This window comes from Lentzea sp. NPDC054927 (genome assembly GCF_053610285.1).
Window position 1 is genome coordinate 235,293 of the sequence record NZ_JBSGXZ010000007.1, and the last position, 11,407, is coordinate 246,699.

An 11,407-nucleotide genomic window follows, 5' to 3' on the forward strand; every position below is an offset into this window, starting at 1 on the left:
TCAGGACGCCTTCACGATCGGCAACCGCAATGCGGCTGGAGCTTGGTCGGGCACCGCCGGGTTCTTCGGCTTCGTCGGGTTGATCCTCTTGTACGGCTGACCCTGCTCCGGCCTTTGGTCCTGCTCGCCCTTGTTCGGCCACAGCGAGAACGCCCGTTCGGCCTGCGCGGTGATCGTGAGGCTCGGGTTCACGCCGAGGTTCGCGCTGATCGCCGCACCGTCCACAACGGACAGTCCGGGGTAGTTGAAAACGCGGTGGTAGGGGTCGATCACGCCATCGTTCTCGGTCGCCGCGATCGCACAACCGCCGATGAAGTGCGCGGTCAGCGGGATGTTGAACAGCTCGCCCCAGGTACCGCCGGCCATGCCGTCGATGTGCTTGGCGGCCAACAGGTTCGCCTCGTGACCGGCCGGGATGAACGCCGGGTTCGGCTCGCCGTGCCCCTGCTTGCTGGTGAGCTTGCCGCGCTTGAGGTACGTGGTGATGGAGTTGTCCAGGCTCTGCATCACCAGCAGGATCACCGTCCGCTCGCTCCACCGGTGCACGCTGAGCAGCCGCAACAGCCGCAGCGGGTGCCGGATCGCCTGCTTGATGAACTGCAACCACCGCGGCGTGCTCGCCGCGCCGTCCGTGGCCAGGGTCTGCAGCATGCCCATGGCGTTGCTGCCCTTGCCGTACCGGACCGGCTCGATGTGCGTGATCTCGTCCGGGTGGATGGAACTGGTGATCGCCACACCCTGCGTGAAGTCGTTGTCGGGGTCGACCGTGTACCGCGCGGCCCCGATGATCGACTCGGAGTTGGTGCGCGTCAGTTCGCCGAGCTTTCGTGAGATCTTCGGCAGCGTCGTCGCCTTCGCCTTGTGCAGCAGCTGCTGGGTGCCCCACGTGCCGGCGGCCACCACCACCTGGTCCGCGGTGAAGGTCCTGGTGGCCTTGCCCCCGGTCATCCTGGTCTCGATGGACCAGCTGCCGTTGTTGTCGTTGAGCTTGGTGACCGTCGTCAGCGGGAAGACCTTGGCACCCAGCTTCTCCGCGAGGTAGAGGTAGTTCTTGACCAGCGTGTTCTTGGCCCCGACCCGGCACCCGGACATGCAACTGCCGCACTCGGTGCACCCGGTGCGTTCCGGCCCGGCACCACCGAAGTAGGGGTCGTCGGCCTTCTTGCCCGGCTCACCGAAGAAAACGCCGACGGGCGTGGCGTGATAGCTGTCCTCGACGCCCATGTCCTTCGCGACCTTCTGCATGACGACATCGCTCGGCGTCGTGGTGGGGTTCGTGACCACACCCAGCATCCGGCTCGCCTGGTCGTAGAACGGCTCGAGCTCGTCCTGCCAGTCGGTGATGTGCGCCCACTGCCGGTCTTCGTAGAACGGCTTGAGCGGCCGATACAGCGTGTTCGCGTACACAAGAGAGCCGCCACCAACGCCCGCACCAGCCAGCACCATGACGTTGCGCAACGTGTGGATGCGCTGGATGCCGAAGCACTTGAGCTGCGGCGCCCACAGATACTTGCGCAGGTCCCAGCTGGTCTTGGCGAACTCGTCGTCGGCGAACCTGCGCCCCGCCTCCAGCACCGCGACGCGGTATCCCTTCTCGGTCAGGCGGAGCGCGGCCACGCTGCCACCGAACCCGGAGCCGACGATGACGACATCGAAGTTACCGGCGAGTTCACCCATGGATCGGAGAGTAGGCGTTACTTCCGGTAACGCCTAGTCCCCGATCGGTTCAGAGGGCGGAGGAGAACTGATGAAGGACGTCCAGCGGTTCTTCTGATCCAGCGGAACGCCAGCGGTGCGCACAGGTCGCCGCGCTGGCCAGTCCGGTACCGACTCACACACCGGAGCTCCGTCGGCGACTACGTTTCGCGCCACGGGACCTGAATCTTCCAATCTGGTCAGCATGAATTCGTCGTCCGCCACGGTGACGACGCCCGCCGCCAGCTCGTGGAACCCAGTCAACTCATCGCTGAGTGGATTCCACGCGTCCGGGTTGGCGGGCAGAATCCAGATCTCCTCGGAGGCCTCTGGGCAGGCCTGCAGCTCCATCGCCGTTCTCCACCGCTGCCAGCACGTCCTCGAAGGAGGTGCGTCGGCCCGAGTCTGCGGCCGACCGCGCGAGCACGAGCGCCAGATCCCTCAGATCGGCCGTCGCTTCGTCGATCTCCGCCAGGCAGCTCATCGCAACGACGGCAGCGACAGGGCGGCCGCGACGGGTGATGACCACCGGACGACCGCGCTCGGCGTCGGACACCAGGCCGGCGACCCCGCGTTTCGCGGCTTCCGCGACGGTCAACTCGCGAACCTCGTTGAGTGCGTCCATGCGCAGAAATCTAGACAGAAGAGCGAGGGTGCGCGGGCAGGCGCACCCGTCGCCTCAGAGGACCAGACCCTCGATCACCCACACCATGAAGGCCACGACCAGCGCTGTGATCACCAGACCACCGCAGATGAACAGGGCCAGGACCTTCCACCCGATGCCGTCCGCGTGCTCGTCCGCAGGCTCTTCCGCCAGGTCATCGGGTACTTCGTCGATCTCCGGTTCGTCGACCGTGTCCACACTGCTGTCGCCGCCACCGAACAAGGCATCCAATTCCACGCTCAAGAGGACGCGCGGGGTAGTCGTTCGGTTGCAAGATCAGCTCTGCGCCCAGGCAGCGATCGGCAGGCTCAGGTATACGCCCACTTCAGCGAGGTTGGTGGAGTCGGCGATAGCTTTGCAGAGGGTGTCGACGCGGTGCTGGCGGTTGGCGGCGCGGCTCTCGAACCACTTGGAGCGGACCTCGACAACGATGTCCATGCCGCTCACGTCGAACGGGCCGCGCGGGCGGAAGCGCAGTTCCACGTCGCCGGGCCGGAGGTCGCCGTCGTAGGGCTCCTCCGGGCATTCGACGGCCACCGACACGGCGTGCGGGAGCATCGCGGCGAGTTCCTTCAGCACTGTGTGACGGACGTGGGGTGCGTAAGTGATCTCGACGAGCGGCACTGTGCCAGCAAAGCAGAAGGGCGCGTCCCAACCGGAACGCGCCCTTTTGGTTGATCAGGTTCAGCCGCGGATGGTCAGGCCGACCTTCTGGAACTCCTTGAGGTCGGAGTAACCGGTCTTGGCCATGGCCCTCTTCAGGGCGCCGAACAGGTTCGTCACGCCGCGCGGGTCGGCGGACGGGCCGAACAGCAGCTGGCGCAGGTCGAGCTCCTGGTCCACGGCGTCGGCGACCAGGCTGCGCGGAACCGACGGGTGCGCGGACGCTGCCGTCCAGTACAGGCCCTGGCCCGGTGCCTCGGTCGCGGCGGCGAGGGGCTCGCCCAGCATCACGGCGTCGGCACCGCAGGCGATGGACTTCGCCACGTCGCCGGAGGTCGTGACACCGCCGTCGGCGATGACGTGCACATAGCGGCCGCCGGTCTCGTCGAGGTAGTCGCGGCGCGCGGCCGCGGCGTCGGCGATCGCGGTGGCCATCGGCACGCCGATGCCCAGCACGTTGTCGGTGGTGGTGACGCCGGGCGTGTAGCCGTAGCCGACGATCACGCCCGCCGCGCCGGTGCGCATCAGGTGCATGGCGGTGCGGTAGTCGCCCACACCGCCGGCGATCACCGGGATGTCGAGGTCCGCGATGAACGACTTGAGGTTCAGCGGCTCGCCGTCACGCGACACGTGCTCGGCCGAGATGATCGTGCCCTGCACGACCAGGATCTCGACGCCCGCGGCCAGCAGGTCCGGGGTCAGCTCGGCAGCGCGCTGCGGGCTGACGCGGACCGCCACGGTGACGCCCGACTCGCGGATCTGCTTGACCGCCTCGGCGATCAGGTCCATCCGCAGCGGCGCGGCGTGCAGCTCCTGCAGCACCTTCACGGCCGCCGCCGGGTCGTCGTTGTCCTCGGTCGCCTGGACCAGGCGGAACAGCGCCTCGTCCACGTCGCCGTGCCGTGCCCAGAGACCCTCGGCGTTGAGCACGCCGAGACCGCCCAGCTCGCCTACCGCGACCGCCGTGCCCGGCGACACGATCGCGTCGGTCGGGTGGGTGATCAGCGGGATGTCGAAGCGGTAGGCATCGATCTGCCACGTCGTGGAGACGTCCTTGGACGACCTCGTGCGACGCGACGGGATGATCTCGATGTCGTCCAGCTCGTAGGCCCGCCTCGCGGTCCGGCCCATGCCGATCTCGACCAGATCGCGCACCTGTGGTTCCTCTCCAGAGCTCTTGAACGACGGGCCGACGAAACGGCCCGCGAAACCCTAACGGGTGGTGTAGTTCGGGGCCTCGACGGTCATCGTGATGTCGTGCGGGTGGCTCTCCTTCAGGCCCGCCGCGGTGATCCGCACGAGCTGCTGGTTCTGCAGCTCGGCGATCGTGTGCGAACCCGTGTAGCCCATGGCCGCACGGAGGCCGCCGTTGAGCTGGTGCACGACCTGCGACAACGGGCCGCGGAACGGCGTGCGGCCCTCGATGCCCTCGGGGACCAGCTTGTCCTCGTTGAGCACGTCGTCCTGGAAGTAGCGGTCCTTCGAGAACGACTTGTTCTCGCCACGCGACTGCATCGCGGCCAGCGAGCCCATGCCGCGGTAGGTCTTGAACTGCTTGCCGTTGACCAGGATCAGGTCGCCGGGCGCCTCCTGGGTGCCCGCGAGCAGCGAGCCGAGCATCACGGCGGACGCGCCGGCCGCGATGGCCTTGGCGATGTCGCCGGAGTACTGGATGCCACCGTCACCGATCACCGGCACGCCGGCCGGGCGGCAGGCGAGGGAGGCCTCGTAGATCGCGGAGATCTGCGGCACACCGACACCGGCGACGACGCGCGTGGTGCAGATCGAGCCGGGGCCGACGCCGACCTTCACGCCGTCCGCGCCCGCGTCCACCAGCGCCTGGGCACCGGCACGCGTCGCGACGTTGCCGCCGACGACGTCCGCCGAGTCGCCGAGCTCCTTCTTGATGCGGGCGACCATCTCCAGCACGCCGCGCGAGTGGCCGTGCGCCGTGTCGACCATCAGCACGTCGACACCCGCTTCCGCCAGCGTCATCGCGCGCACGAACGAGTCCTCGCCCACGCCCACGGCGGCGGCGCAGAGCAGGCGGCCGTCCGGATCCTTGGTGGCCATCGGGTACTGCTCGGTCTTCACGAAGTCCTTGACCGTGATCAGGCCCTTGAGCTTGCCGTCACCGTCGACGATCGGCAGCTTCTCGACCTTGTGCCGGCGCAGCAGCCCCAGCGCGGCCTCCGCCGACACCCCGACCTGCGCGGTGACCAGCGGGCCGTTGGTCATGACCTCGCTCACACGCTTGCTGTGGTCGAGCTCGAACCGCATGTCGCGGTTCGTGATGATGCCCACCAGCTTGTTGTTCGCGTCGGTCACCGGCACACCGGAGATGCGGTAGCGGGCGCACAGCGCGTCCACCTCGGCCAGCGTGGCGTCCGGCGAGCAGGTGACCGGGTCGGTGACCATGCCGGCCTCCGAACGCTTCACCGTCTCGGCCTGACGGGCCTGGTCCTCGATGCTCAGGTTGCGGTGCAGCACGCCGATGCCGCCCTGACGCGCCATCGAGATCGCCATCCGGCCCTCGGTGACCGTGTCCATCGCGGCGCTGGCCAGCGGAATCCTGAGGGTGATGTTGCGCGAGATCCTGGTGCTCGTGTCGACGCCACTGGGAACGACGTCGGACTCGGCAGGCAGCAGGAGCACGTCGTCGAAGGTCAGTCCCAGCATGGCGAACTTGCTCGGGACTCCGTCAGCGTTGAGCTCGCTGGTCATAGCGGGTGACTTGCCTTCCGTCGTGCGGGTCTGCGCTCCGCTTGCCCTGTTTGGAGTCCTGCGGGTCCAGTTTCCGCAGGCGGAGGCGGTGCTGCCCATGGTATCTGGACGGCCTCGGGGGTACGGCGGGTACCGTGCGGGGTCGTGCCGCACGACGCGTTGCCTCCAGACCCCTTCGAGGGGGACCCCGAGGACCCCTCACTCACTCTGGGTGAGCCGGACCACGACCATCCCCCGATGGACGAAGACGAACGAGCGGAGCTGGTCAGCGACCTGAGCGACCTCGCCGTCTACCAAGCGCTGCTCGAACACCGCGGGGTGCGCGGCATCGTCGTGGACTGCGGCGAGTGCCAGGAACCGCACTACCACGACTGGGCACTGTTGCGAGCCTCACTCGAACAGCTCCTCGCCGACGGCCGGATGAGGCCGCACGAGCCTGCCTTCGACCCGGACCCCGGCTCGTACGTCAGCTGGGAGTACTGCCGGGGGTACGCGGACGGCGTGACGGCGACCGAATCGGCCCGCTGACCGCCCGATCGCGACACGAACCGGTGGCCGAGGTCTCGAAGTGATTCGGCGCACCTGCCGGGGAGGACGCGCGGCGGGCGGCTGGGCGAACGAACCGTCCACGGCGTCAGCCACCGCCAAGTGGGTCTCACGGACCACACCGGTCACATTCCACCCGACGTGTGAACGCCTGAGCATGTGAACGGCCCCTGACCTCGAAGGATCAGGGGCCGTTCACACTGCGTCTCAGTTGGAACCGGTCTCCCCGGTGGCCTCACCGTTGACGCCTGGGGAACCAGACGCCGGAGTGTTGGGATCGGCGGGAGGCGGTGGGGGCGGCTCGGCGTTCGACGTCGGGTTCGGCGGCGGAGGGGTCTCCGACGACGGCGTCACCGAGGGCTGGGTGGTCGACGGCTCGGTCGACGGCGTCGAGGACGGCGTCGAGGGCTTGGTCGACTCGCTCGGCTGCGTCACCGGCGGGGTCGTCGTCGGAGGCGTGGCCGAGGTGTTGGTGTCGAGCTCCTTTTCGAGCTCCTTGTGCTTCTCCTCGAGCTGGGCCTTGCCGTCGGCCGTCGAGACGGACTCGAGGCTGGCGCCGATCTTGTCGAGCTTCTCGCGGGCCTCGGTCACCTTGCCCTCGCGCAGGGCGAGACGCGCGGAGTCGAGGTCGTTGCGCACGATGGCGGCCGCCTCGATCGACTTGGCGTGCTCGGAGTAGAGCACTCGCGTCAGGCCCCACAGCGCGTCGCCCGGCTGGGCGTCCCGGGCGACCAGGCTCATGCCGGTGAAGGCGATGGCCAGTACCGCCGCGGCGCTTGCCAGGGGGATCAGGAAGCGGTGCCTGCTGACCGGCTGCGGGCGGGCAGCCTGGATCGTGGCGATGGCGGTGTCGGTGTCGACCAGTTCGCCGAAGGGCTCGGTCTCCACCTCGTTGCGCCATGCGAGCAGCAACGCGTTCAGCTCGTCGTCGACCAGGGAGCCGGCCGCACCTGGAGTCGCGGACCCCAATGCGTCCAGCAGCCTGTCATCGGCCTGTACAGCCGAAAGATCGTCTGCGACGGGTTCGTGCGGGGCTCTATCGTCCTGTCCGCGCACTTGCTCGTCGTCCTTTCCGTGTTCGTCGGCCACTCAGACCACCTCCTCCGCTGCCAGCGACTTGCGGAGCCGAGCCAGCGCACGGTGTTGCGCCACCCGGACCGCACCCGGCGTCGAACCGACCGCCTCGGCAGTTTCCTCGGCGGAGAGCCCGACCACCACCCTCAACAGCAGGATCTCCCGCTGCTTCTCCGGCAGGACACGCAGTAGTACAGCCATCCGGTCGGAGAGTTCGCCCTGCATCGCTCGTTGCTCGGGACCAGCTTCGGTCTCCGGCGCGTCGGGAACTTCGGGAACGGGTTCGGACCGGTTCCTGGCGGCAGACCGATGTGCATCGGCAACCTTGTGCGCCGCGATCCCGTAAACGAACGCGAGGAAGGGCCGACCCTGGTCGCGGTAGCTGGGCAATGCCGTGAGCACCGCGAGACACACCTCCTGGGCCACATCGTCCGCCGAAGCGAAGCTTCGTTCCTGCCGTCCAACTCTGGCGCGGCAGTACCGCACCACAAGAGGACGAATGGAGGCCAGCAGGCGTTCGATCGCGGCACGGTCGCCGTCGACGGCCGCGCCCACTTCGGCGTCCAGTCCGTCCCCCAAGTTGGTCATCGCAGACAACAGCCCTGGTGTTACTTGTTGGCGTACCGACACAGAACAACACGAGTCACTCACGGCGACCCGAAACAGCAGCTCTCACCGTACCGGTCTCCAGGCCTTCTGTTCATCAGGGGGCTATGGACACCCCGTGTGACCAGCCGACACGCCGAACGGCTCAAGCCCGGCGACATCGTCACCGGGCTGGGCTAATTGTGTGCCTCGCAGAACCACCCCGTGCAGAGCGGGTGAGCCGCCTCACGCCACCGGCCCCTCGTCCTCACATGGGGCATATGAGGACGAGGGGCCGGTGCGGCGAGAACTACTACTGAACCAGGCCTCGCCGGAAGCCGTGCGCGACCGCCTGAGCGCGGTCACGAACACCGAGCTTGCGGAAGAGACGACGAGCGTGCGTCTTCACCGTGTCCTCCGACAGGTAGAGCTCGCGGCCGATCTGGCCGTTGCTCTTGCCCTGGCTCATGCCTCGCAGCACCTGGAGCTCGCGCTCCGTGAGCTGCACGCCGGGGTCGGAGGGCTGACGAGGCGCCGGCACCGAGGTGCTGGCGAGCGTGTGCGCGAGGGCTGCCACAAGCTCGGGACGCGACGCGTCCCACCTCAGGTAGCCACGGGCACCGCCGGCGATCGCCGCGGCGATGCTCCCGGCGTCGTCGGGTGCGCCGAAGACGATGACGTTTGCCTGCGGGTTGGCGGAGACGAGCCGACGGGTAGCTTCAACCCCGGTCGGGACGGCGCGCTGGGTTCCCACCAGGACGACGTCGACCGGCTGCCTTGAAAAGCGAGCCAACAACTCGTCACCGTGCGCTACGCAGTCGATGCGGCTAACCCCGGGGACAGCCGACATCACGCGGGTGAGACCCTCCCGCACACTGCGCCGGTCGTCGCAAATAAGGACCGTGGTCACGGGGACTCCTTTCCTGCAGCCGAGTGACGTTCCATCTCCCCTATCGGACGCTGGTGGCCCAACCTTGACACGATCCGGTGCTTAATCCGTCAAGAAGTTCGTCTGAGGGTCTGCGTTCGGGGGTTCCCCGGAACGGAGCAGCCCACTCGGCACCCACGGGGAATCAAGGGCGACCTGACGGCTGACGGGATCAGCGCTCCGTAACACGCAGCTCAGAGCCTCCGTCGCCCGGTCGATGGCGACTGCGCCCACCGTGGGGGCATGGCCCGCCAGGACGAGAGCGCTCGGCCAGATCAACGGATGAAGCTTCTTCCTGGCACTGTGATTTAGCTCACACTCGACTAGTTCAACCCCTCGGTTCAGGCCGTCGGGTGTCCCCCACACGACCAACGAGGTACCCAGAACGAGTGCCGACTTGAGTTCGTGGCGCAGTGCCTTTCTGCTCGTCGCTACGCCGTACGCATGCTCCGCCGGGGCCACCGCGGCGTGCGCTTGGCCGGACGCGAGCTCAATCTCTGCGGTTACCCATCCCCGGCGCACTTCACTCCTCCACGAGTCCGTCTCAACTCGTGCGAGCAACCTGCGGGCCTCGTTCAGGCGTTGTGCACCCAGCGAATCGGCGGCGAGCCCCAGCAGAGCGTCCGTCCGGGCGCCCCGAGCGTCGATCCCGTCCGGGTCGCCACCGGCCGTGGTCCGCACACGCGCGAGCGCCAGGCCGTCCAGCGCCCGCGCCGCCACGTGCCCACCCAACTGGCGGTGGTGCGACGCGCGAGTGGAGAGGGACAGGGAGGCGATCACCGGGTCGGGGTCGTGACGCAGCGCATCCAGCACGGTGGCCGCGGCGGCGTAGTGGCCCTGACCACCCAGGACGACAGCGGCGAGCCAGCGCACCCGTGAGTTGGAGGACGCCAGCGCGCCCCAGACGTCGCGATCAGGTGAGTCACCGAAGGCGGCGCGGCGCAGCTCCTCTTCCACCGGGGAAGTCTGTCAGGTGACCGCGGCCTCGACGGCGGCCACGGCGTCCGCGAGGTCCTCGACCCGCTCGGCCGGCGCCGTCACCACGCCCCGCCGCCATCCGGGCCCGCCCACGAACAGCCGCACCTGCTGGCGAGTGCGCGGCAATGCGGAGATCACCCCCGGATCGGCGTACCGGGGCAGCTGCGCCCACAGCACCACCGCGGCGGGCGCAGTACGCCGTACAGCCGCAGCAAGGGCGTCCAGGGGCAACGCCGCACCGAGCTGCCGGACGACCACGCCGCGATGCGCCAGCTCGGCGGCCAACGGATAGAGCGGAAGGTTGTGCCTCTCCTCCGGCATGCACGCCAGCAACACGGGCCGATGGTTGCGCCCATGCGTGACGAGCGGTGTCGCACGCACGAACGCGGCGAGCACGCACTCGTTGAGCAGGTGCTCCACCTCCACCCCGGTGCCGGACAGCTGCCAGCGCGCGGCCACGGCCGTCAGCACCGGGCGCACGACCTCGTTCCAGGTGGCGATCACCCCGTCGGACGCCAGCGAATCCGCGAGCATTCCCTGCACGGCGATCGAGTCCATCGCGACCGCCGCCCGGCCGAGTCCGCGCGCCAATCGAGACGCTCCCGGCAATTTGAGACCACGACCACCCGATGGGGCGGCAGGGACCTCGCCGTGCGTCATCGACGATTTCGAGTCGAGCGCGAAACGGGCGGCCTCCGCCGATGAGGCGCCACGAAGAAGAGCGCGCTGCATCAATTCCAGACGGGCCACGTCAAGGGGCCCGTATTTGCGGTGGCGACCGGTCATGTGACCGCTAGGCCCCAGGCCGTAGCGGCGATCCCAGGTGCGCAGGGTGGCGGGAGCCACGCCGAGTCGCCTCGCCACCGCGGCCACCGAGAGGAGGGGCTCACCCGTGTGACTACCGGGCGATCCGATCTCCGGCGGTGTCATCACGAGAGCCATGTTCCGTTCACCTCATCCGGGCGGCAACTCCGGGCGGTGAGTGATCGAACACGCGTGCCGTCACCCATCAGTTGATAAGGGTCTTCAGCCTCTTGAACAAGTTTTGAAGCGGTTCTACGGTGGATCATCATTAAGCCGAATGGAGCAGTCATCACGGAGGCGGTCTCGATGGCGGACACCCGAAGGCTCCCCGGTCCCAACGCAGACCTGTGGGACTGGCAGATGCGCGGTTCGTGCCGGGGCATGGACAGCGCGTTCTTCTTCCACCCCGACGGTGAACGGGGTCCGGCGAGATCTCGTCGGGAAGCTCGAGCCAAGGCAGTCTGCCTCGCCTGCCCGGTGCTGGAGATGTGCCGCAGGCATGCGCTCGCCGTGCAGGAACCGTACGGAATTTGGGGCGGGCTATCGGAATCTGAGCGCGACCACATCATCAAGTCGCGCAAACGCCAATTGGCAATTGTCTAGACAGTGTTCGATGGCCGCTGCTTCGCAGACGGCGGCGAGTTCGTCTTCAAGTCGGTCGTCCGGTCACCTCTTCGGGTCAACCGCCGAAGGCGATTCGGGCCGAAGCGGTGGCCGGACGACCGACACGAACTCGCGATTCATTT

At 68.1% G+C, this 11,407-nt stretch carries 13 protein-coding genes and 1 pseudogene; 2 read left to right on the forward strand and 12 right to left on the reverse strand.

Annotated elements, in window-relative coordinates; genetic code table 11:
- From ACWGE0_RS14395 to guaB, 6 genes are all read right to left on the reverse strand, one after another.
- The gene (locus ACWGE0_RS14395; RefSeq protein WP_452261345.1) at positions 1-1,677 is read right to left on the reverse strand and encodes an FAD-dependent oxidoreductase; all 1,677 of its coding nucleotides are present in this window, start codon (positions 1,675-1,677) and stop codon (positions 1-3) included.
- A gap of 283 nt (positions 1,678-1,960) precedes the next feature.
- Positions 1,961-2,320: a type II toxin-antitoxin system prevent-host-death family antitoxin gene (locus ACWGE0_RS14400; protein WP_452261346.1), complete on the reverse strand. Its 360-nt coding sequence runs from the start codon at positions 2,318-2,320 to the stop codon at positions 1,961-1,963.
- Between the two features lie 54 nt (positions 2,321-2,374).
- A complete protein-coding gene (locus ACWGE0_RS14405) occupies positions 2,375-2,596 on the reverse strand; it encodes a hypothetical protein (protein WP_452261347.1) in 222 nt (73 codons plus the stop codon).
- Positions 2,597-2,635: 39 nt separating this feature from the next.
- The gene (locus ACWGE0_RS14410) at positions 2,636-2,983 is read right to left on the reverse strand and encodes a hypothetical protein (RefSeq protein ID WP_452261348.1); all 348 of its coding nucleotides are present in this window, start codon (positions 2,981-2,983) and stop codon (positions 2,636-2,638) included.
- 60 nt (positions 2,984-3,043) lie between these two features.
- Positions 3,044-4,177, reverse strand: a complete 1,134-nt coding sequence (locus ACWGE0_RS14415) for a GuaB3 family IMP dehydrogenase-related protein (RefSeq protein WP_452261349.1) — start codon at positions 4,175-4,177, stop codon at positions 3,044-3,046.
- Between the two features lie 57 nt (positions 4,178-4,234).
- Positions 4,235-5,746 carry an IMP dehydrogenase gene (gene guaB, locus ACWGE0_RS14420; RefSeq protein WP_452261350.1) on the reverse strand — a complete coding sequence of 504 codons (1,512 nt, stop codon included), beginning with the start codon at positions 5,744-5,746 and terminating at the stop codon, positions 4,235-4,237.
- A 144-nt stretch (positions 5,747-5,890) separates the two neighbouring features.
- On the opposite strand from guaB, the gene ACWGE0_RS14425 reads away from it, so the two are divergent.
- On the forward strand, positions 5,891-6,274 hold the full coding sequence (locus ACWGE0_RS14425; protein WP_452261351.1) for a DUF5319 domain-containing protein: 384 nt from the start codon (positions 5,891-5,893) through the stop codon (positions 6,272-6,274).
- A 225-nt stretch (positions 6,275-6,499) separates the two neighbouring features.
- Here the strand turns inward: ACWGE0_RS14425 and ACWGE0_RS14430 are convergent, their stop codons facing one another.
- From ACWGE0_RS14430 to ACWGE0_RS14455, 6 genes and pseudogenes are all read right to left on the reverse strand, one after another.
- Positions 6,500-7,381 carry an anti-sigma-D factor RsdA gene (locus ACWGE0_RS14430; protein WP_452261352.1) on the reverse strand — a complete coding sequence of 294 codons (882 nt, stop codon included), beginning with the start codon at positions 7,379-7,381 and terminating at the stop codon, positions 6,500-6,502.
- Complete coding sequence (locus ACWGE0_RS14435; protein WP_319967421.1) at positions 7,382-7,954, reverse strand: sigma-70 family RNA polymerase sigma factor; 573 nt, start codon at positions 7,952-7,954, stop codon at positions 7,382-7,384.
- Between the two features lie 310 nt (positions 7,955-8,264).
- Positions 8,265-8,861, reverse strand: a complete 597-nt coding sequence (locus ACWGE0_RS14440) for a response regulator transcription factor (protein ID WP_030471988.1) — start codon at positions 8,859-8,861, stop codon at positions 8,265-8,267.
- Between the two features lie 81 nt (positions 8,862-8,942).
- Positions 8,943-9,836: a hypothetical protein gene (locus ACWGE0_RS14445; RefSeq protein ID WP_452261353.1), complete on the reverse strand. Its 894-nt coding sequence runs from the start codon at positions 9,834-9,836 to the stop codon at positions 8,943-8,945.
- A gap of 12 nt (positions 9,837-9,848) precedes the next feature.
- Positions 9,849-10,448, reverse strand: coding sequence for a hypothetical protein (locus ACWGE0_RS14450; RefSeq protein ID WP_452261402.1), 600 nt, complete (start codon positions 10,446-10,448; stop codon positions 9,849-9,851).
- Positions 10,449-10,553: 105 nt separating this feature from the next.
- A pseudogene (locus ACWGE0_RS14455) lies at positions 10,554-10,799 on the reverse strand (MerR family transcriptional regulator); the annotation flags it as partial.
- Between the two features lie 168 nt (positions 10,800-10,967).
- Between ACWGE0_RS14455 and ACWGE0_RS14460 the strand changes: the two are divergent.
- Positions 10,968-11,264 (forward strand): WhiB family transcriptional regulator, encoded by a 297-nt coding sequence (locus tag ACWGE0_RS14460; protein WP_452261354.1) that lies wholly within the window; start codon positions 10,968-10,970, stop codon positions 11,262-11,264.
- The last annotated feature ends 143 nt before the right edge of the window (positions 11,265-11,407 follow it).